This is a genomic window from Kitasatospora sp. NPDC085879, from assembly GCF_040686255.1.
GTDB lineage: Bacteria > Actinomycetota > Actinomycetes > Streptomycetales > Streptomycetaceae > Kitasatospora.
This window is the reverse complement of sequence record NZ_JBFBJZ010000028.1, coordinates 92430-112932: the sequence shown is the minus strand read 5'-3', so window position 1 is coordinate 112932 and position 20503 is coordinate 92430. Positions and strand designations below refer to the sequence as shown.

Below are 20503 nucleotides of genomic sequence, written 5' to 3'. Positions count from 1 at the left end.
CCCGCCCGCGCCGGGCGGGTGCGGGGAGCCGCCGGCCCGCTCAGGCGGTGGACCGCGCGGGCTCCGGCTGGGCGGGTTCCGGCCTCGGCGCGAGCCTGAGCGTCACCACGTAGGAGACCACCACCGCGACGATCACCAGCGGCATCACGGTGAGCCCCTCCGCGCCGAGCAGCAGGCTGGCCAGCAGTACGCAGGTCATCGGCAGCTTCAGCATCGCCACACTCATCGCCCCCACGCCCATGGCGAACCCGGTGGTGGTGTCCACCCCGGGCAGGTGGGCCAGCGCCATCCCGCCCGCCCCGCCGATGAACACCGCCGGGAAGACGGGGCCGCCGCGGAAGGCGCCGAGCGACAGGCCGTACGCCAGCGACTTGCAGACCACCAACAGCACCAGGGCGCCCGCCGTGTACGCCGCATGGTCGTCAAGCAGCGGCCCGATCGTGGACTCGCCGGAGTACAGCACCATCGAGATCGGCTTGTCGGAGATCGCCGCGAACAGCAGGGCGAGCAGGCCGACGAGCACGCCGACCAGCACGGTGAGCGGCAGCCGCCGCCGCTCCACCACCGGCTGCAGCCGCAGCGAGGACCGGCGGATGCCCTCGCCCAGGAACGCCGCGACCAGGCCGACCAGCAGCGCCCAGCCGAACTCGGAGAAGGTCGGCCGGTCGGCCTGCGGCACCTGGTGCAGGGTCAGCGAGTAGGTGCCGAGACCGGTCCAGTTGCCGAGGCCGGTGAAGATCAGCGAGCCGACGCCGGCCGAGAGCAGGCCGGGTACGAGCACCACGCCGAGCATCGGGCCGCCCAGCCCGGAGGCCTCCATCAGCAGGAACGCCCCGATCAGCGGGGAGCCGAGCAGTTCGCTGATCGCCGCGAAGCTGCCGGCCGCGCCCAGCACGCTGACCGCGGTCGGCGGCGCGTCGCGCTTCAGCAGCCTGATCGCGCCGACCGCGATCCCGCCGCCGAGGGCGATCAGCGGCGCCTCCGGGCCGAGCACGATGCCGAGGCTGAGTCCGACGATCGCGGCGATGGCCACCCCGGGCACCGTCGCGAACGAGGGCGTGCCACCGGTCTTGAGCCCCTCGGCCGGCTTGTGGCCGCCGCCGCCCGGCAGGTACCGGATGGTCAGGGCGACCACCACACCCGCCACGGCGAGCAGCGGCACCGCCCACCAGTCCGGCGTGCCGTCGAAGCCGAGCCCCTTCGGCAGATCGTCGTAGACCAGCGACTGGAGTTCGGAGACGAGGGCGAGGAAGCCGAACGCCCCGGCCGAGATCGGCACACCCAGCAGCGCCGCGAACACCAGCACCGCGACGTAGCCCCGGGTGCGGACGATCGCGAACGGGTCCTGCGACGCGGGATCGGGTTCCGCGGGCGGTCCGGCCGGCATGTGCATCGTCTCCTCGGCGTCAGGGCCCGGCGGGGAACGCCGGGCGCCCGCGCCTGTGTCAGGTGATACCACGTCATGCCCGGCCGTCCGGGCCGCTGCGCGCCGCGGTCGTCCGTCCGGCCGCGCCCGGTCGCGGTCGCGGGCGGCGCCGGCAGACGGTCAGTCGGACTCGGCGGCCGGGTCCTCCGCCGGGAGCCGGCCCGCGCGGACGGCCTTGAGCAGCGCCTTGTGGTCGCGCTCGTTCTGGTCGGCGTACGCCTCGGCGAAGTCGGCGAGCGCCCGGTCGAAGACGTCCTTGCCGCCGAGGTAGGCGGCGATGGCGATCCGGTCCCCGGAGCGGGCGTGGGCGCGGGCCAGGGTGAAGCCGCAGAGCTGGCCGAAGGCCTGCATGCCGCGGGGCTGCATCTGCTCGGCGACCGCGATGCCCTTCCAGTCGCGCAGCTGGCGGACGTAGAAGTCACGGCGCTTGCCGTCGATGCCGTCCACCCGTTCCCAGCCGAGGAAGATGTCGCTGGCCGCCTGCATCAGCCGCTGGCCGGACACCACGCGTTCGCCCTGGTTGCGGTAGAGGCTGGCGCCGAGGTGCGGGGCGAGCACCGAGGTGTCCGCCTCCTTGGCCTGCAGGAAGAGCGGGTCGCGCCCGTCCCGGCCGAGCAGCAGGAAGATCCAGCAGCGGGTGCCGACACTGCCGACGCCGACCACCTTGCGCGCCACGTCCACCAGCCGGAAGTTCTCCAGCAGGTAGCGTCGGTCGGAGGGAATGGTCTTGCCGTAGCGCCCGACCAGGCTGCGGAAGAGCTCCATCAGCGCGTTGCGCTCGAGATCCGGCAGGAGCTCGGAGATCGGCGTGAGCAGCGGCGGGTCCGCGGCGATCCGCGGCATGCCGTCGACGGTCTCGGTGAGCTTCTCGAAGGCCTGCAGGCTGTCCCGCGTCCGGGCCTTCGCCATCGCCTGGGCGAGGCCGCGCTGGCCCCGCTTCGGGGCGTGCTCGGCGGCCAGCTCCTGCAGGGTGTCCGCGTCCATCCGGGCATACCAGACGTCCAGGTTCCGCATCTCGGCGAACCGGGCCATCGACTCACGGTACTGACGCACGGTGGCCCGTACGATGTCCGACCGCTCGGCGTCGTCGAAGCCGTTCGCCCGTCCCGCGATGACCAGGCTCGCCGAGAGCCGCTTGACGTCCCACTCCCAGGGCCCGGGAAGGGTCTCGTCGAAGTCGTTGATGTCGAACAGCAGCTGGCGCTCCGGCGAGGCCAGCAGCCGGAAGTTCAACATGTGGGCGTCACCGCAGAGTTGGGCGTGGATCCCGGAGTCGGGGCTGCCCGCCAGGTCGGAGGCCATGATCGCGGCGGCGCCGCGGTAGAAACGGAAGGGCGACTCGGACATCCGGCTGTAGCGGATCGGCACCAGCTCGCTCACCCGCTTGGCCGACTGCGCCTCCAGGATCGCCAGCGGATCCGGCCGTTTGGGGCCCGGCCGGTACTCGGCATGGCTGGAGCGGGGCGCCGTCCGCCGGGCCTCGCGCCCGCGCGCCGCGCGCTCCTCGGGCGTGGCGTGCGCCGCCGGGGTCGCCGTGCTCTGGTCCTTCGCCATCGGGGTCCTCCTGCCCTGAAGGGGTGCGGCCGAATGCCGCCGCGCGGGGCGGCCGCGCACAGACCCTCCGATCATCGCCGCCCCCGCCCGATCCGGCCTGCCGTGCGGCCGCCGCCACCCGTACGCCCACCCCCGGTGGTGGCCGTACCGGGCCGCGCTTCTCCTGGGAGGGCGAACTGCCGCAGGCCCCGACCCGAGGAGAGTGCGATGGCGTCGAGCGAATCCGAGCCCGGCCCCGGCGAATCCGCGGCCGGCGGGCCCGGCCCGCGCAAGCCGCCGGAACCCGCCCCGCCGGGCGGACCGCCCCCCGGCGGCACCACCCCGCAGCCGCCCGCCGCCGAGCAGCCCACCGTGGTGACCCGCGGCGGCACGGACGAGGTGGCCGAGCTGAAGGCCCGGCTCGCCACCCTGGAGGCAACCACTCCGCCGCACAAGAGGGAGCACCACCGGTGGCGGACCTCCGGCGCCGTGGTGCTCATCGTCATCGCCTCGCTGCTCTCCATGCTGTCCGTGATGGCGGTGTGGACGGCCAACTTCGTCGGCGACACCGACCGCTACGTCCAGACCGTCGCCCCGCTCGCCACCGAGCCGGACGTCCAGGACGCCATCACCAACCGGGTCACCACCGTCGTGCTCGACCAGATCGACGTGAACGCCCTGGTCAAGCAGCTCTCGGACGCCGCCGCCCAGCAAGGCGTGCCGGAGAACCTGGCCGGGCTGATCGGCAACCTCAGCGGCCCCATCAAGAGCGGCCTCACCGACCTGGTCAGCTCGACCGTCCACAAAGTGGTGACCAGCGATCAGTTCGCCACCATCTGGGCCGACGCCAACCGCCTGATCCACAGCACGCTCGACAAGGCGCTCACCGGCAAGGGCGGCGGCACCGTCAAACTCGAGAACAACCAGGTCTCCATCGACCTGGCACCCCTCATCGAGAAGGTGAAGACCCAACTGGTCGACTCCGGACTCTCGGTCGCCTCGAAGATCCCGGACGTCCACACCAACTTCGTGATCTTCTCCTCCAAGGACGTCGGCAAGATCCGGACGTACTTCCGGGTGCTGGAGATCATGGGCAACTGGCTGCCGATCGTCACGGTGCTGGTCGCCGCGGGCGGCGTCTTCCTTGCCGTCAACCGCCGCCGGGCGCTGATCGGCGCGGCGGTCGGCATCGCCCTCGCGATGCTGCTGATCGGCGTCGCTCTGACGATCTTCCGGGCGATCTACCTGGACCACCTGCCGCCGGGCGCCAACCAGGCGGCCGCGGGCACGGTCTACGACACCCTGATCCGGTTCATGCGTGCCGGAATCCGGGCGGTCGGTGCCGTCGCCGTGGTCACCGCCGTCGGCGCCTTCCTGATCGGGCCGTCGAAGGCCGCCGTCGCCGTGCGCACCGCCTGCCGGCGCGTCATCGGCGCCGTGCGCGAATCGCTGTACTCGCTCGGCATGAAGCTCGGCCCGGTCGGCCCGTTCGTGCACCGCTGGAAGCGGTGGCTGGGCGTGCTGATCCTCGTGGTCGCGGCCGTGGTGCTGGCCACCTGGAGCTACCCGACCTGGGCCGTGGTCGTGTGGATCACCGTGGTCGTGGCGATCGCCTTCGCCATCAGGGAGTTCCTGGACACCGGTCCCGAGGGCGACCGCGGAGCGCCGCCCGCCCGGACGGGCGGACCGCCGCCGGCCACCGCCTGACCGCCCCGGGGGCGGGGCCGACCGCCCCGCCCCCCGCTCAGTCCGTTCCGCGCCCGGCGCGCCGTCGGCCGATCCGCTGCCACGCCGCCCGCTGGGCGCGGAGCGCGAGCGTGCCGACCACCACGAGCACCCCGACGTTCAGCAGCAGTTGCAGGAACGAGCCCCAGGACTTGTCCCAGTCCTCGAACGCCGCCGAGACGCTGACGTCCGCGGCCGCCGGAATGGTCGTCACCGAGATGAACACCCCGAGCAGCGCGCCGGTGCGCGCCTCGGTCAGCGAGACGATCCCCACCACGCCCGCCAGACAGGCGACGACGACCGAGAAGAAGTCCGGTGTGCCGATCAGATGGGACACCGGCTGCAGACCCAGGTCGTAGGCCCGCGACTGCAGGCCGAAACCCCGGATCAGCAGCGCGAACAGAAACGTGATCAGCATCGCCGCCAGGAAGCCGCAGACCAGTGCGGTGAGCCCGCGCCGGACGGCCCCCCGGTCGCCGCGGTCCAGGCCCAGCGCCACCCCGACGATCGCCCCGTACTCCGGGCCGACCACCATCGCCCCCACGATCAGGATCTGCGAGTTGGTGACGATGCCGACCGCGCCGATCAGCGCCGCCACCACCAGGTACAGGTAGAAACTCGGCGCGTAGCCGCGCTGGGCACGGATCCGCGCCTCCACCGCAGCCCAGATCGGCGCGTGCGCGCGCCGGCCGAGACTGCGCCGGCCGGCCTCGGCGGCGGTGCCGTAGTACGCCAGGTCCACCGGTTCGATCACCACCGACCCGCGGCTGTCCAGGCCCAGCCCGTGCAGGCCGAGCAGCACCTCGTTGGCGCGACCCGCCAGCACGTCGAAGGCCAGCGCGTCGCCGTCCGGGTGCCGGGCCGCGCCCGGCTGCACCACCAGGTTCAGCACGCACAGGTCGCCCGCGAGCAGCTCCACGGCCCGCCCGGTCAAGTCCGGCGGACTCACCGCACGGACATGGATCGAATCCACCCGGACCTCCCGCCGTTCCGACCCGCCTCCGGCCTCCAGTAACACCGCAGCCCGCGGCCCGGGGCGTGCAGGCGCGCCGGGCCGCGGCGGGCGCGGTTGGGCCGTCCGGTGGATAGTGGACCGAGCGGGGGACAGCCCGAGAGGGGACCTTCATGGACCGCTACCCGCCGATCGCCGACCACGGGCTGGTGGGCGACCTGCAGACCTGCGCCCTGGTGTCCGCGGAGGGCGTCGTCGACTGGTTCGCCGCCCCGCGGTTCGACTCGCCGAGCCTGTTCGCCGCACTGCTCGACCACGACCGAGGCGGCTACTTCCGGCTCGCACCCGAGCACCCCGGCTCCACCTGCCGGCAGCTCTACTACCCGGACAGCGCCGTCCTCGTCACCCGCTTCATGTCCCCCGACGGCGTCGGCGAGGTGGTCGACCACATGGTGCCGATCCACGGCGCCGCCACCACCCGGCACACCCTCGTCCGCACCGTCCGGTGCGTGCGCGGCGAGGTCCGCTTCACCCTCGAGTGCCGGCCCCGCTTCGACTACGGCCGGGCCACCCACGAACTCGACCTGCGGCCCGAGGGCGCTGCCTTCCGCAGCCCCGGCGGCGCCGCCCACCTGCGGACCACCTTCCCGGTGGAGCGCGACGGGCACGACGTCGTCGGCCGGGTGACGCTCGCTCTGGGGGACAGCGCGGTCGCCGCGTTCACCGCCTGCGCCCCCGACGACCCGCCCCCGCCGCCGGTGACCGTCGAGGACGCCGCCGAGGAGCTCGGGGCGGTCGTCGACTTCTGGCAGGACTGGGCGCGCAACTCCCGCTACCGGGGCCGCTGGCCCGACATGGTCAACCGGGCCGCCATCACCCTGAAACTGCTCACCTACCGCCCCACCGGCGCACCCGTCGCCGCCGCCACCATGGGCCTGCCGGAACAGGTCGGCGGCGAACGCAACTGGGACTACCGCTACACCTGGGTGCGGGACGGCTCGCTCTCGGTGCGCGCCCTCATCGACCTCGGCTTCATCGAGGAGGCCGGCGCCTTCACCCGCTGGCTCGGCGCCCGGCTGCGCGACCGCGCCGAGGTCGAGGGCGAGGCCCTGCAGATCATGTACAAGGTCGACGGCGAGCCACTGCTGACCGAGGAGATCCTCGGCCACCTGGAGGGCTACCGCGGCTCCGCGCCCGTCCGGCTCGGCAACGCCGCCTCCGACCAGTTGCAGCTCGACATCTACGGCGAGGCGCTGTACGCCCTTACCGAAGGCAGCGAGGTCGAGCTGCAGGCCGGCTACCGGGGCTGGAAGATCGTCGCCCGCACCCTCGACTGGCTCGCCGACTCCTGGGACCGCCCGGACGAGGGCATCTGGGAGACCCGCGGCGGCCGCAAGGACTTCACCTACAGCCGGCTGATGTGCTGGGCAGCCTTCGACCGCGGCGTGGACCTCGCCACCCGGTTCAGCCGGCCCGCCGACACCGCCCGCTGGACGAAGGCCCGGGACGCCATCCTGGAACAGGTGATGGAACGCGGCTGGAGCGAGAAGCATCAGGCCTACGTCCAGCACTACAGCGGGGACGTGCTCGACGCCTCGCTGCTGCTCATCCCCCGGGTGGGGTTCCTCGCCCCCAGGGACCCGTCCTGGCTCGCCACCCTGGACGCCATGGACCGCACACTGGTCTCCGACAGCCTGGTCTACCGCTACGACCCGGCCGCCTCGCCGGACGGACTGCGCGGCTCCGAGGGCACGTTCAGCCTCTGCACCTTCCTGTACGTCGACGCCCTCGCCCGCGCCGGGAGGCTGCGGCAGGCCCGCTACACCTTCGAGAAGATGCTCACCTACGCCAACCACGTCGGCCTGTTCGCCGAGGAGATCGGGCCCACCGGCGAGCAACTCGGCAACTTCCCGCAGGCGTTCACCCATCTGTCGCTGATCATGGCGGCCACCACCCTGGACGACGCGCTCGACCGGCTGCGCCGCTGATCCGCGGCCTCCCTACGACGTGGGCGGGCTCAGCAGGACGGCCCTGTCGCCCGGTGTCGCGGTGGGGGTGCGGTCGTCGGTCACGGGGAGGAGGCGGCCGTCGGGCTTCACCAGGCAGAGGAGACGGTGGCCGTCGGGCAGGCCGCCGTTCACCGGACGGGTGGTGACGCGGGCGCCGTCCGCGTAGTGCCGGGCCACCTCCGGGCGGGTCAGGCCGCCGCCGAAGAGTGCCTCGCCCCCGGTGTACGGTGCCACCACGCCGCGGCTGCCCGCGGCCGGCGCCAGCCGGTACACCGCGCCCTCGAGCGTTTCGTGCAGGGTCATCGAGGCCAGCGCGTTGAAGTCGTCCTCCTCGGTGAGCAGCAGCACGCCGGTGATGCCCTCGAGTTCGGCGCCCGCGCCGGTCGCAGCGGCGAGCAGTTCGCCCGGCGCCAGCTCCAGCCCGGCCTCGGTGATGCGGGCCCGCTCCGCGTCCGCGCCGGCCCACATCAGCACGTCCAGGCCGAGCGAGCGCAGCGCCCGTCCGAGGTCGACGGCGAACGCGTCGCCGCCGACCAGCAGCGGCCGCGAGCGGGCCGGCCGCAGGACGCCGAGCCGTTCGGCGACCGGATAGGCCGTCAGCCCGTACACCGTGACGGTGGCGACGATCACCACGAAGGTGGCGGGCAGCAGCCGTTCCGCGCCGTCGACACCCTTGGCGATCAGGGTGGCGGAGAACGTGGAGGCGGTGGCCGCGGCCACGATGCCGCGGGGCGCCATCCAGCCGACGAACAGCCGCTCGCCGCGGGACACGTCGGTGCGGAGCGTCGCCAGCAGCGCGACCGCCGGGCGGACGACCAGGACCAGCGCCGCGGCCAGACCCAGGGTGGGCAGCACCACGTGCCGCAGCGAGTCCGGGGTGACGGTGGCCGAGATGGAGACGAAGAGCAGGCCGATGATCAGCGAGACCAGGGTCTCCAGGAAGGGCCGGCGGGCCGGCAGGTCGAGGCCCGGCAGGTTGGCCATCGCCATGCCCATCACCACCGCGGCGATCAGCCCGGTGTCGTCGCGCAGCGCGTCGCAGCCCGCCGCCGCCCCGATCACGGCGGCGAGCTGGGCGGTGGTGCCGAGGATCTCGTTCGGCCGCAGCCGGCGCAGCACCAGCCAGAGCACCGCGGCGCCGACGGCGCCGCCCGCGCAGCCGACCAGGACGCTGAGCCAGAACCCGCCGAGCTGGCCGCGCAGCCCGTCCTCGCCGGAGGAGACGACGCCGTGGAAGACGAAGGCGCCGAGGATGCCGCCGACCGGGTCGATCAGCGTGCCCTCCCAGATCAGGATGCGCTGCAGCCGCTCGGTGGGCCGGACGAAGTGCAGCAGCGGCCCGACGACCGTCGGCCCGGAGACGACCAGGATCGCCCCGAGCATCACCGCGGAGCGCTTGGACATGTCGAGCAGCGGCGCCGCGAGGGCGGTCGCGGCCGTCCAGGTGACGATGGTGCCGAGCCAGATCAGCCGGACCACCGTCCGGCGGGTGTGCCCCTGCAGGCGGCGCAACTCCAGACCGAGGCCGGAGTCGTAGAGGATGACGGCGACGGCGAGCGAGACCAGCGGGGAGAACGCCGGGCCCAGCAGCAGCTGCGGGTCGACGGTGTCGGTGAGCGCCCCGGCGGTGAAGCCGACGGGCAGCAGCACCAGCAGCGCCGGGATCCGCAGCCGGGCGGCGAGCAGCTGGGAGGCGGCGGCGAGCACCACGATCAGCCCGGTGCCGACCAGGATCTGATCGGCGGTCACGGGCCGGCCCCCTCGCCCGGGCCGCGGCCGCCCGCCACGTCGGCGTCGGTCAGCGGCTCCAGCACGCCGTGGGTGTCCAGCCGGTAGAGCACCACCAGGGCCGGACCGATCAGCACCACGGCGACCGCGCTGACGAACAGCAGCCACTTCAGCGGCCCGTCCGCGCCGGCGGCCTGCTGCACCGTCAGCGAGGTCGGCACCAGGTACGGCCTCTGGGCGAAGCCCCACGCGGCGACCACCAGCACCACCGAGGCGACCGAGCTGTACCGCGCCCAGCCGGCGGACCGCCCCGCGACCAGCCATCCGGTGGCCGCGGCCGCGACCGCCGCGGCGGCCAGCAGCGCGAGCCCGATCCCGTGGGTGAGCCCGTGGTGGACGTAGGAGGCGTGGTCGTCGGTCACCGTCAGCCCGATCAGCGCCAGGACGGCGACGGCGGCGAGGCCCGCCCAGGCCCGCAGCCGGAAGTACCGCACCAGGTCGGGCGCGTCGAATCGGCCGGCGTCGGCGGTGAGGAACACCGCCCCCAGGTAGGCGGTGGCGGCGACGGTGAGCAGCCCGGTCTGCACCGAGGCGGTGTTCGCCCAGACGTCCGCGGAGGCGGTCGTGCCGGGGGCGACCCGGCCGGAGGCCACCCCGCCGACCACCGCGCCGAAGAAGAACGGGGTGACCACCGAGGACACGGCGAACACCGCGCCGTACACCCGCCGGGCCGCCAGCCGCCGGGCGGGCTTGCGCAGGGCGAAGCCCGCGCCGCGCAGCAGCAGGCCGACCGCGGCCAGCGCCAGCGGCAGCCACATCGCGGTGAACACCGTCTGGAAGAAGACCGGGAAGCCCGTCCACATCAGCACCAGGACGAAGATCAGCCAGACGTTGTTGACCTCCCACACCGGGGCCATCGCGTGGTCGATCAGCCACCGGGGCCGGCGGCCGCGCTCCGCGCCGCCCGCGACCAGGTCCCAGAAGCCCGCGCCGTAGTCGACCCCGCCGCCGCAGGCGTAGGCGGCCACCGCGGCCAGCAGGATCCAGGCCAGGACGTCCGCGGTCACGGGGCGCCCCCACCGCCCGCCGCGGCCGCCGGGCGGGGCCCGCACGGGGTGTCGGCCGCCGGTCCGTCGCCGGGCGGCGGGCCGGTGCCGACCGGCCGCCGGCGGGTGCGCACTTTCGGCAGCACCGTCAGGAAGGCCGCGAAGAGCAGCAGGTGGACGCCGACCACGACGCCGGACATCGTCCGGAGCGAGGCGGCGGCGGTCGGGACGTCCCCCCGGCGGCCCGTCATGCCCGGCCACAGCAGCCCGAACTCGAAGGACAGCACCGTGCCCGTCACGATGCCGACCGCGAACCGCACCGCCGTCACCGCCGGCCGGCGGCGGGCCGGCAGCGCCGCCACCGGGTCGTTCCGGCGCAGCCCTCGGTGGTGCATCACCGGGGTGACGAACGGCAGCGCCACACCCGGCGGCACCAGGGTGATGTGCGCGGCCGGGGTGAACGCCGTGAGCTCGCGGGCGGGCAGCAGCTGCGCCGGCGTGCCCGCCGGCAGGAATGGTGCGGTCGTCATGCGGCCCTCGGAAGCTCGAACCGGACAGCAGGCGGCACCGCCGGGCGCACGCGCCCCGCGCGGTGGCCCGCGCCAGCCTTCCGCCGCCGCGCCCGGAGCGCAGGCCACGGCTCGCGGCACTGCGCCGTCGGAGTGAGCGCTGTCCCCCCGACGGCCCATCCGCGGCGCCCGCGCCCTGCGTGTTCGACCCCGTGTGCGCCGTCACACCCCGGGTCTACACTCGCGGTCTGACGCCAGGTCAGGCCGGGGCGCGGTGCGCGTCCGCGGGGGGCGGCTACGGGGGTGCAGGTGGCTCAGGGGTCGGCGCGCGAGAGCGCCCGGATCGGCGGTGTGCGTACCACCGCCAAGTACGAGGTCGACGCGCTGGTCAAGGACCTCATCGACCAGTTCAGCGGCGCCCGGCTGCCGATGCCGGTCGTCGTGCTGTACGCCGAGGACGACGACCCGGAGCTCGACCGCGAGGTCCGCGGCGTGGTGCACGCCGTCCAGGAGGCCCAGGAGAGCGGCGGGCTGCCGCACCGGGTGGTCTCCGGCGCCGACGGCGACGACCCGCACCGTAACGCCGTCGGCATCATCGACGGCCTCGCCAAGGGCCCCTGGGCCCGCCGCGGGCCGTCCTGGTACCGGGCCTACCCCGCGCCGCGCTCCCGCCTCGTCGCCGCGATCGAAGCGGCCGCCCGGCACACCCTCACCACCCCGGACGCCGCCGGGCGCTCCCTCGACGACCTCGTCGAGTCCGTCCTCGGCCGGCTCCGCGACCTGCACTGGCGGCCCGAGCCGCGCACCAGCGGCGGTGAGGTGCAGCGGCTGCTGTCGCCCGTGCTCAACTCCACCACCCTGATCGGCGCCTTCGTCCTCGCCGGGCTCACCAGCCTGCTCACCCAGGCCAGGTGGCAGGTCGTCGTGCTCGTCCTGCTCGCCGCGCTGCTGCTGCTCGGCGTCACCGGCTTCGTGCGCCGCAACACCGCGCCGCTCTCCTGGCTCGGCAGGGCCAGCCGCTGGTTCGCCACCACCACCTTCCTCGCCGCCTCCGGCCGGCAGGCCGCCGCCTGGTCGCTCTGGCGACCCCGGATGTCCTGGGACGTCACCCGGGCCCGCGCCCGCGAGGTCGCCGGCGAGATACTCAAGGCCCAGCTGCCCGACACACCCGCCGAGGAGAAGGACCGCGCCCAGCAGTTCCACCTGCAGCTGCGCACCCTCGCCCTGCTGGAGGACCTCCGCTGGGCGCACCGCTCCTGGGCGCCCGACCTGCGCGGCCGCAAGCGCCGCGTCCCGCCGGTGGTGTTCGTGCCCCGCGCGGACGCCCGCAACGGCGCCCTCCGGGTGCTCGGCGCGATCTCCGACGTCCGCAGCCGCCGCAGCGAGCAGGACCCGCTGCTCGTCCTCGCCGCGGTCGCGCACGCCGACGTCGCCGCCTGGCAGGAGGACGCCGGCACCGACCCCGGCACCGTGCACGCCGTCGGCTCCCGCCGCCGCGGCCCGTACGAGAACTGGGTCAGCGACCTGCGGGTGCGCCAGGCGCCGAGCCGCGGCCGCGCCCTGGCCTGGACCCTGCCGGTGCGGCTCACCCGGCTCCAGCTGAGCGCCGGCGAGACCACCCGGCTGACCGCGGTGCCCGTCCGGCGCTCCTGGTGGTTCCTCTGGTCCCGCTGGACGGTGCTCGCCGTCCTCGTCCTCGCCGCCTGCGGCGGCGTGCTGCGGGTGCAGCAGCTCGGCGGGCACTACTGCGAGGCCCGGCTGCTCGGCTCCAACCCGGACGCGGTCTGGCGGACCGACCCCGGCGGCACCCGCGAGTGCGTCGGCGTCGCCACCGGCGGCGTCTCCTTCGCCGGCGACGGCGACGGCATCCGCCTCAGCGGCACCCTGCCCGGCGAGGGGACCGACCGCACCGGCGCCGACGTCGACCTGGCCACCCTGGAGGCCGCGATCCGGCGGGAGAACGCCCGCGTCGACGCGCTCCCCGACGTCCGCTACGTGACCGTCGTGTACGCCGGCTCGCTCACCACCACGGCCGGCCAGCAGCCGCGCGCCCTCAACAGCCTGAAGGAGCTGACCGGCGTCCACCTCGCCCAGCTGCGCAACAACGCCGGCGACCCGCTGAAGATCAAGGTGCTGCTCGCCAACGGCGGGCAGGACATGTACTTCCAGACCGAGATGGTCCGGCGGATCGTCGACGTCGCCCGACGGGACCGCTCGATCGTCGGTGTGGTCGGCCTCGGCCGCGACACCTCCGACAGCGACAGCTCCCTCACCCTCCTCCAGCAGGCCGGCCTCGCCGTGGTCAGCACCACCAACTCCGCGACCTACCTCGCCAAGGGCCACGTCAACTACTTCGGGCTGGCCGCCACCGACCAGGAGGAGGCCGCCGCCCTGCGGCAGATCGTCGACGGCCTCGCCCTGCCGACCGCCGACCGCTGGGCCGCCGTGCTCACCCGCATCCCCAGCCGCGACGACCGGTACAGCCCGGAACAGGCCCAGTACGGCTCCGCGATGCTCAAGGACGCCGGGTTCCAGCTGATCGGCGGCCACCCCCTCGAGTACGGGCTCACCAGCAACGGCGACCCCGACTTCGAGGCGGCGCTCAGCACCAGCTGCCACTCCGAGCACCAGCCGGCCGTGCTCTACCTGGCCGGCCGGGCCGACGACGTCAACCAGCTGATGCGGCGCCTCGCCGCGGACGCCGGCTGCAGCCGCCCGCTCACCGTGCTCACCGGCGACGACCTGACGAAGGCCCAGTTCCGGACCGGTGCCACCTGGATGGCGCCGCAGGCCACCCTCTACTACACCGCGCTCACCGACCCGTCCGTCACGGCCCGGGCCTCCGACCTCGCCGAGGTCGCCGCAGCCGGGCTCCGGCTCGCCCCGCGCGGCGACAACCCGTACGAGGACGACGTGTTCTCCGACGGCGCGCTCGCCCTCGGCTACGACGCCACCGCCGCCCTCCAGGCCGGCGCGGCCAAGGCCGGCGCCTCCCAGAAGGGCGGGGTCGGCTCGGTCATGGCGGGCCTGCGCGCGGTGGAGATGAAGAACCGCGCCACCGGCACCGTCGACTTCCGGGACACCCGGCCGCTCGCCACCGGCCCGCAGCCCGGCCACGGCCTGCACGTCATCCGGGTCCGCCGGGCCGCCGAGGGCGCGCCCCTCATCGAGCACATCTGCGGCCGCCCGGCCGGCGACCCCCGCCCGCTCACCGGGTGCACCCCGTGACGGCCGCGGCCGTCGGCGGGGGTCAGTCGGGCTGCTCGGCGAGCAGCCGGAACGCCCGTGCGTCCGCCTCGATCCGGTCGAGGTCGAGGGCGCGACCGGTGCCGACCTCGCTGAACATCGCCTGCATGCTGCCGTCCGCCCAGAGGCAGAGCCCGCCGGGGAAGCCGCCCAGCTGCTCGGCCGGCTGGAGGCCGCACTTCATCGCGCCGCCCCGCGGGCCGGGGTCGGCGCGGTGCATCTCCTGGGCCGGCTGTCCCGAGGCGGCGCCCTTCTTGATCGCCTCGTCCACCGACCAGGCCGGCGCGAAGTCGTGCCGCTGGTACCCCGTCACCATGACGTACCCGGTGCTCGGGGTCCCGTAGACCGCGGCGAACGCCTTGGGGCTCGCCAAGCCCGCGGCCGCGTCACTCTGCACCCGCCGCACCAGCGGGTTGTCCGTGTCGGCGGGCATGCCGCTGAACTCCGCCGGGGTGACGTACCGATAGGCGCCGAGGGCGGCGAAGCGGTCCGCGGTGGCGTACCCAGCCCCGGCCAGGACCAGCACGACGGCCGCCCGGCGATCAGCCACCGGCGGCGGTGCCGCGACGGGGCCGGGGCCGGGTCCGCCACGGCGAAAGGTGATGCCTCGTCGGCCGGCGGTGTGTCCTGGACGGGCGGCGTCTGCGGCGACGACATGCGTGCTCCCCGGGCTGGTTCGATGAGCGCACATCGAACCAGCCCGGGAAGGTCCTGACAAGATCCATTCTTCGACGGGCCGGGGCCCGACGCGTCCGGTCAGCCGCAGTGGAATCCGGTGACGGAGTTGAAGAAGGCGTGGCGGTGCGCGGTGTCGTCGGTCTGGGCGTTGAGGTAGATGCAGTGCCCCTTGCCCTGGACCGCCACCGGCCCGGCGTAGTAGCTGTAGTCGACGTCGTTCACCGGGTCGTAGACCTCCTGCAGCTCGTTGCACGGGCCCGGGGTCGTCTGCTGGCACTCGATCAGGGTGACCAGGGTCGTGGTCGGGGTGCCGTAGAGGCTGCCCAGAGCCGTCGTAGAAGAGGTGCGCGTAGCTGTACACGGCCCCCGAGTCGGGCCACGGCCCCGCTCAGGGCGAGCCGCCGTGACAACGTGCGCATCATGGGGTGGACCTCGCTGTCGTACACGGGGGCGCCCGACGGCACGGGCGTATCCCGCCTCACCGGCCGTCAGGCCCGGTGCCACAGGCCCGGCACCGCGAAATGACCTTGTCGAGCCCCCGTATCACGGCGTATCGCGCCGAGCGGCGGCCGAGGTCGGGCCGCAGGTGGCGGAGGAGAAGGAAACGGTTGCGCGCCGGCGCCGTCCTCGGCCGGTGCGGCGGGCTACACCGGGTGGCCGGCCGATCGAAGGCCCTCGCGGACGGCGAGGGCCGCGGTGACGGCGCCCGCATGAGCCTCCGGGCGGGCGTCGGTGGCGGCGGCGATCCGGGCGGCACGCCGCTCGGCGGCCTCGGCGACCTGCCGGGCCTCCTCGTCGGTCAGCCGGGCGCCGTCCCGGCAGACGGCCCGTCGTTCGCGCAGCACCTCGGCCTGCCGAAGGGCACGCGCCAGCGCCACCTCGGCCTCGGTCACCCGGTCGGTGAACCAGTTCGTCACGGCGTCCCGCACCACCGCCGGATACGGTGCGCCGCGCTCCTCCCCGTCGGCCATCTCACTCCTTCCGGGCCTTCGCGCAGGCCCGCGCGGCCCGCGCGAGCTGCTCCTGCTCGTGGGCCCGCTGCGCCGCGAACAGCATGCCGCAGCCGAAGGCGTCCTCGCCGCGGCGGCGCGCCCTGGCGGCGATCTCCAGCAGTGCGGCCTCGGCGACCACGCCGTCCTGGTGGTCGCCCAGCGGCTGCTGGACGCGCTTCATGTCCTTGCGCAGCCGACCGGCCCGCTTCTGCGTGAGCGGGGTGACGCTCTCCGCCGCGTAGCGGGCCCGTTTGGCCGCCTTGCGGGCACGGTGCAGCGCCTTGTCCCGGGCCGGGCCGGGCGGCAGGTCGAGGGCGGGGCCGAGCCGCCGCAGCACGCGCCTGCGCTGCCGCTCCAGCACCCGCCGCGCCTCGCGCCCGCCGCGGCGGGCCCGGTCGGTCAGCGGCGGGCGGGCGGCGAGCTCCTCGACCGCGTCCAGCAGGGCGTAGTAGCGGCGGCTGCCCATGGCCTCCAGGGCGACGCGGTGCGCCCGCGCGTAGCGGCGTCCGAAGCGGGCGCGCAGGCGTGCGCGGACCTCCGCGGGCCGGGCGGCGGCGGGCAGTCCGGCGGCCTGGGCGGCGAGCCGCTGCCCGAGCACCTCCGGATCGCGGGCCCGGCCGAGCACCCGGCCGAACCAGCGCAGCTCGGCGTCCAGCCGGTCGACGGTCCGACCGTCCAGCAGCTTGCGGTGCGCGGCCAGCGCGCTGCGCAGCCGGCGGACCCGGACGCGCATCCGGTGCACCGCGTCCGGCGCGTCGCGGCGGACGGCCGGGTCGAGTGCGCGGAGTCCGGCCGCCTGCTCGCGCAGGTAGGCGGTGAGCGCGGCGCCGACGCTGCCGGCGGGCGGCTCGGCCGGCCGCGGCCCGGCGGACAGCCGGTCGCCGAGCACCCGGCCGAGCTTGGAGCTCGCGGCGGCCGGGCGCAGGCCCTCCTCGCGCAGCCGGTGCTCGACCGCGTCCAACAGCTCGGTGGTGCCCTCGGCCAGCTCCACCTCGGTCTCCAGCCAGCGGCTGACCTCGCCCGGTGGGCGGTCGGGGCCGCCCAGCGTCCGGGCGGACACCTGGTCGCGGACCACCTCGGCGAGCGTGCGGTCGTCGGCGTCGATCAGCAGGGTGATCTCCCGCCGGGTGCGCAGCCGGGCGACCGGCGCGAGCGGTCCGCCGCGGGCCGCGCCGCGGGTGAGCCGCAGGAGTTCCTTCGGGGGTGTCCGGCCGCGGCCGGCGTCCAGCGGCAGCCGGGTCTCGATCCGGATGCCGTCCGAGGCGGGAGTCTTCAGGTGCCAGCCGGCGTCGTGGCCGCCCTTGCGGCGGCGCAGGGTGATGCCGTCGCGCAGCAGCCGCAGGTCCGGGGTGTCGAAGTAGACGGCGTCGAGGCGCTCGGTGCCGCCGGGGACGGCCCGTGCCACCCGGGGCAGCCCGTCCGCGGTGAGCGGCTGCCGCGGAGCGCCGTCGTACTTGCGCTCGATCTCTTCGTGCACGGTCGTCATACCGACCGTCTGTCCGCTGCGGGGCCGGTTCAAGCCGGGCGGCGGCCGGTGATTTCGTCCGGCCGGCCCGGCGGTGCGGGGCGGATCACTTCTGCTTGACCGCGGAGATGTCGAACTCGAGCACGATCCGGTCGGAGACCAGGACGCCGCCGCCCTCCAGCGCGGCGTTCCAGTTGACGCCGAAGTCCTTGCGGGAGATGGCCACCGAGCCCTCCAGGCCGACCCGGAGGTTGCCGTAGGGGTCGACGGCGTTGCCGGTGTACTCGAGCTCGATGGTGACGGGGCGGGTGGTGGCCTTCACGGTGAGGTCGCCGGTGACGTGGTAGCTGATGGTGCCGACCTGCTCGACGGCGGTCGTCACGAAGGTGATCTCGGGGTGGTGCGGCACGTCGAGGAAGTCGTTGGTGCGCAGGTGCTGGTCCCGCTGCTGGTTGCCGGTGTCGATGCTGCCGGCCCGGATGGTGACGCGGGCGTTCGAGTGGCCCGGGTCCTCGCTGTCCAGGTGCGCGCTGCCCTCGAACTCCTGGAAGGAGCCGTGGACCTTGGTCACCATGGCGTGGCGGGCGACGAAGCCGAGCCGGGTGTGGGTGGGATCGAGGACGTACTCCCCGGTGAGCCGGGGCAGCGTGGTGGACATGGCGGCGCTCCTCCTCGGGCGCGCCCGGCGGCGGACACCGCACGGGCATTCCCCTCTCGGCGGGCTCCTGCCCGGCTCCCGGCCCCGCGACACGCAGGGCGGCGGGGAAACGGGAACGGCCGCGGTCACCCGCGCGGGGCGGGTGGCCGCGGCCGTCCGGCACCGGGGCCGGCGGATCAGGCGTGGGCCGCGGCGGCCGGCTCGCCGGTCTCCGTCGCGTCCTCCGCCGTGTCCTCCGCCGCGCCGTGTCCGCCCTGCGGGCGGGCGTGCTTGGGCAGCAGGAAGATCGCGACGAAGACGACCGCCATCATGGCGAGCTCGACCACGAGGGTGATCTGCTCGGCGTGCACGAAGTCGCCGCTCTTCACCTGCTCGAAGAAGACCGTGCCGAGGATCGCGGTGCCCAGCGCGGCACCGAACTGCTGCACCGAGGTGAGCGTGCCGGAGGCGGAACCGGTCTCGTGCGGCTCCACCGAGGCGAGCACGGTGTCGAAGAACGGCGCCATCACGAAGCCCATGCCGAGGCCGGTGACGGTCAGCGCCGGGGCGAGCTGCCACGGGGTGACCGTCAGGCCCTGGAGGTGCAGGGTGAGCATGATGCCGCCCACGCCGAGCGCCATCACCAGCAGGCCGCCGTGCATGACCTTGCGGCCGAAGCGCTGCAGCGCCTGCGAGGCGACGAACGCGACCACCATGCCGAGCGAGGACGGGATGCCCGCGAGGCCGGCCTTGAACGGCGAGTAGTGCAGGCCGATCTGGGTGTACAGGCTGAAGGTCAGCCAGAAGCCGGTCATCGCGGAGAAGAACAGCAGACCGAGGACCATGCCGCCGCTGAAGCCGCGCTTGGCGAACAGGCTGGGCTCCACCAGCGGGTCGCCGCCGGTGCGGCTGCGCCGGCCCTCGTACCAGCCGAAGAGGCCGAAGACGGCGACGGAGGCGGCGATCAGGGCGAAGGCCCAGACCGGCCAGTCGTGCTCGCGGCCCTGCACCAGCGGGAAGATCATCAGGGCCGAACCGGCCGCGGCGAGCAGCGCGCCGAGCAGGTCGAGACGGACGGCACGGGCGCTCTTCCACTCCGGCAGGAAGGTCAGGCCGCCGACGATGGCGAACAGGCCGAGCGGGATGTTGATCAGGAAGATCATGCGCCAGCCGGTGCCGAACAGGTCGGCGTCGACCAGCCAGCCGGCCAGGATCGGGCCGCCGACCGTGGACAGGCCCATGACCGGCCCGAACAGGCCGAACGCGGTGGCCTGCTCCTTCTCGGAGAACATCTCCTTGAGCATGCCGAGGCCCTGCGGCAGCATCACGGCGCCCAGCAGGCCCTGGAAGACCCGGGCGGCGATCAGCTGGTCCGGGCCCTGGGCGAGGCCGCAGCCGATCGAGCCGAGGGTGAAGCCGACGGCGCCGATCAGGAACATCCGGCGGCGGCCGAAGATGTCGCCGAGCCGTCCGCCGGTGATCAGGCCGATCGCCATGGCGAGGGTGTAGGCGGCGCCCATCCACTGGATGGTGCTCTCACCGCCGCCGATGTCGGCACGGATGGACGGTGCGGCGATGTTGGTGACCAGCGAGTCGAGGAGGTCCATGACCTCGGCGGCGAGGATCACGAACAGCGCGGCCCACCGCCATCGGTACGGGGCGGGGGTGTCGGTCATGGCATCTCCAGAGGACGGGGAACAGCGTTTTCATCGAACGAACAACGTTCTACGGACGCGATCGCCGTTCTGTCAAACAGTATTCGTGGCGGCGAACGATGTTCGTCCTCGGTTACGATGTTCGTCGACGCCCGTCGACCTGGGCGTCCGTCGATCTGGAGGAGGTGGCCGTGGCCTCGGAGATGCCCGCGATCCCGTGGCACAAGGTGCGCAAGGCGGACAGCCGCCAGCCGCTCACGCCCGAGGCCGTCGTCGAGGCGGGGATCGCGGTCCTCGACCGCGAGGGGCTCGAGGGCCTCACGATGCGCCGGGTCGCGCAGGAGCTCGGCACCGGCCCCGCCTCGCTCTACGCGCACGTCTCCGGCAAGGACGAGCTGCTGGAGCTGATGCTGGAGCGCATCTCCGGTGAGATCCGGCTGCCCGAGCGACCCGAGCCGGAGCGCTGGAAGGAGCAGGTCAAGGAGATCTGCCGGGAGGCGCAGCGGGTCTACACCGCGCACCGGGACATCACCGTGGTCTCGCTCGGCGGCATCCAGCTCGGCCCGAACAAGCTGAAGGTCGCGGAGTTCGTGGTCGGCCTGATGATCTCGGCCGGCATCCCGCGGCAGGTCGCCGCCTGGGCGATCGACGGCCTCGGCCAGCTGGTCGACGCGGACGCCTTCGAGGCCTCGCTCTACACGACCAGGATCGCGGCGGGCGTGGACGTCGACGCCTACTTCGACAGGGTCCGGGAGTACCTCGGCCGGCTCCCGGAGGACCGCTTCCCGCTGATCAAGGGCATGGCGGAGACGATGGTCGTCGGTGCCGGCGACGAGCGCTTCGACTTCAAGGTCGAGGTCTTCCTGCGCGGACTCGAGTCGTACATCGAACGGTAGTAGCCC

15 protein-coding genes and 1 pseudogene are annotated in these 20503 nt (G+C 74.2%); 4 read left to right on the top strand and 12 right to left on the bottom strand.

Annotation, left to right across the window (positions count from 1 at the left end; all coding sequences use genetic code 11):
• Positions 1 to 40: 40 nt before the first annotated feature.
• Both AB0P35_RS22090 and AB0P35_RS22085 read right to left on the bottom strand, forming a co-directional pair.
• Positions 41 to 1387, bottom strand: coding sequence for a chloride channel protein (locus tag AB0P35_RS22090; RefSeq protein ID WP_363513066.1), 1347 nt, complete (start codon positions 1385 to 1387; stop codon positions 41 to 43).
• Between the two features lie 159 nt (positions 1388 to 1546).
• A complete protein-coding gene (locus AB0P35_RS22085) occupies positions 1547 to 2980 on the bottom strand; it encodes a DUF2252 domain-containing protein (protein WP_363513063.1) in 1434 nt (477 codons plus the stop codon).
• Positions 2981 to 3187: 207 nt separating this feature from the next.
• On the opposite strand from AB0P35_RS22085, the gene AB0P35_RS22080 reads away from it, so the two are divergent.
• A complete protein-coding gene (locus AB0P35_RS22080) occupies positions 3188 to 4666 on the top strand; it encodes a hypothetical protein (protein ID WP_363513060.1) in 1479 nt (492 codons plus the stop codon).
• A gap of 37 nt (positions 4667 to 4703) precedes the next feature.
• Here the strand turns inward: AB0P35_RS22080 and AB0P35_RS22075 are convergent, their stop codons facing one another.
• Entirely contained in the window at positions 4704 to 5657 is a 954-nt protein-coding gene (locus AB0P35_RS22075; RefSeq protein WP_363513057.1) for a DUF389 domain-containing protein, read from the bottom strand.
• A gap of 152 nt (positions 5658 to 5809) precedes the next feature.
• Between AB0P35_RS22075 and AB0P35_RS22070 the strand changes: the two genes are divergently transcribed.
• The gene (locus tag AB0P35_RS22070) at positions 5810 to 7624 is read left to right on the top strand and encodes a glycoside hydrolase family 15 protein (RefSeq protein ID WP_363513054.1); all 1815 of its coding nucleotides are present in this window, start codon (positions 5810 to 5812) and stop codon (positions 7622 to 7624) included.
• Positions 7625 to 7636: 12 nt separating this feature from the next.
• On the opposite strand, the gene AB0P35_RS22065 is transcribed toward AB0P35_RS22070, so the two are convergent.
• From AB0P35_RS22065 to AB0P35_RS22055, 3 genes and pseudogenes are all read right to left on the bottom strand, one after another.
• Positions 7637 to 9394 (bottom strand): cation:proton antiporter, encoded by a 1758-nt coding sequence (locus AB0P35_RS22065; protein WP_363513051.1) that lies wholly within the window; start codon positions 9392 to 9394, stop codon positions 7637 to 7639.
• Positions 9391 to 10440, bottom strand: a complete 1050-nt coding sequence (locus tag AB0P35_RS22060) for a cytochrome d ubiquinol oxidase subunit II (RefSeq protein ID WP_363513048.1) — start codon at positions 10438 to 10440, stop codon at positions 9391 to 9393. Before AB0P35_RS22060 ends, AB0P35_RS22065 begins: the two co-directional genes overlap by 4 nt.
• 206 nt (positions 10441 to 10646) lie before the next feature.
• A pseudogene (locus AB0P35_RS22055) lies at positions 10647 to 10949 on the bottom strand (cytochrome ubiquinol oxidase subunit I); the annotation flags it as partial.
• Positions 10950 to 11279: 330 nt separating this feature from the next.
• On the opposite strand from AB0P35_RS22055, the gene AB0P35_RS22050 reads away from it, so the two are divergent.
• The gene (locus AB0P35_RS22050; RefSeq protein ID WP_363513045.1) at positions 11280 to 14156 is read left to right on the top strand and encodes a hypothetical protein; all 2877 of its coding nucleotides are present in this window, start codon (positions 11280 to 11282) and stop codon (positions 14154 to 14156) included.
• A 22-nt stretch (positions 14157 to 14178) separates the two neighbouring features.
• Here AB0P35_RS22050 and AB0P35_RS22045 read toward each other — a convergent pair whose 3' ends face one another.
• From AB0P35_RS22045 to AB0P35_RS22020, 6 genes are all read right to left on the bottom strand, one after another.
• Complete coding sequence (locus AB0P35_RS22045) at positions 14179 to 14724, bottom strand: hypothetical protein (RefSeq protein ID WP_363513042.1); 546 nt, start codon at positions 14722 to 14724, stop codon at positions 14179 to 14181.
• Between the two features lie 206 nt (positions 14725 to 14930).
• Positions 14931 to 15074, bottom strand: coding sequence for a hypothetical protein (locus AB0P35_RS22040; protein ID WP_363513039.1), 144 nt, complete (start codon positions 15072 to 15074; stop codon positions 14931 to 14933).
• Between the two features lie 422 nt (positions 15075 to 15496).
• Positions 15497 to 15823: a hypothetical protein gene (locus AB0P35_RS22035; protein ID WP_363513036.1), complete on the bottom strand. Its 327-nt coding sequence runs from the start codon at positions 15821 to 15823 to the stop codon at positions 15497 to 15499.
• Position 15824: 1 nt separating this feature from the next.
• Complete coding sequence (locus AB0P35_RS22030) at positions 15825 to 17330, bottom strand: CYTH and CHAD domain-containing protein (protein ID WP_363513033.1); 1506 nt, start codon at positions 17328 to 17330, stop codon at positions 15825 to 15827.
• Positions 17331 to 17415: 85 nt separating this feature from the next.
• A complete protein-coding gene (locus AB0P35_RS22025) occupies positions 17416 to 17967 on the bottom strand; it encodes a YceI family protein (RefSeq protein WP_363513030.1) in 552 nt (183 codons plus the stop codon).
• Between the two features lie 176 nt (positions 17968 to 18143).
• Positions 18144 to 19622, bottom strand: a complete 1479-nt coding sequence (locus tag AB0P35_RS22020; protein ID WP_363513027.1) for an MFS transporter — start codon at positions 19620 to 19622, stop codon at positions 18144 to 18146.
• A 170-nt stretch (positions 19623 to 19792) separates the two neighbouring features.
• On the opposite strand from AB0P35_RS22020, the gene AB0P35_RS22015 reads away from it, so the two are divergent.
• A complete protein-coding gene (locus AB0P35_RS22015) occupies positions 19793 to 20497 on the top strand; it encodes a TetR/AcrR family transcriptional regulator (RefSeq protein ID WP_363513024.1) in 705 nt (234 codons plus the stop codon).
• The last annotated feature ends 6 nt before the right edge of the window (positions 20498 to 20503 follow it).

Excerpts from the sequence above, each read along its gene's own strand:
- AB0P35_RS22090 (WP_363513066.1), bottom strand. The coding sequence starts at position 1,387 with ATGCCGGCCGGACCGCCCGCGGAACCCGATCCCGCGTCGCAGGACCCG.
- AB0P35_RS22085 (WP_363513063.1), bottom strand. The coding sequence starts at position 2,980 with ATGGCGAAGGACCAGAGCACGGCGACCCCGGCGGCGCACGCCACGCCC.
- AB0P35_RS22080 (WP_363513060.1), top strand. The coding sequence starts at position 3,188 with ATGGCGTCGAGCGAATCCGAGCCCGGCCCCGGCGAATCCGCGGCCGGC.
- AB0P35_RS22070 (WP_363513054.1), top strand. The coding sequence starts at position 5,810 with ATGGACCGCTACCCGCCGATCGCCGACCACGGGCTGGTGGGCGACCTG.
- AB0P35_RS22035 (WP_363513036.1), bottom strand. The coding sequence starts at position 15,823 with ATGGCCGACGGGGAGGAGCGCGGCGCACCGTATCCGGCGGTGGTGCGG.
- AB0P35_RS22030 (WP_363513033.1), bottom strand. The coding sequence starts at position 17,330 with ATGACGACCGTGCACGAAGAGATCGAGCGCAAGTACGACGGCGCTCCG.
- AB0P35_RS22025 (WP_363513030.1), bottom strand. The coding sequence starts at position 17,967 with ATGTCCACCACGCTGCCCCGGCTCACCGGGGAGTACGTCCTCGATCCC.
- AB0P35_RS22020 (WP_363513027.1), bottom strand. The coding sequence starts at position 19,622 with ATGACCGACACCCCCGCCCCGTACCGATGGCGGTGGGCCGCGCTGTTC.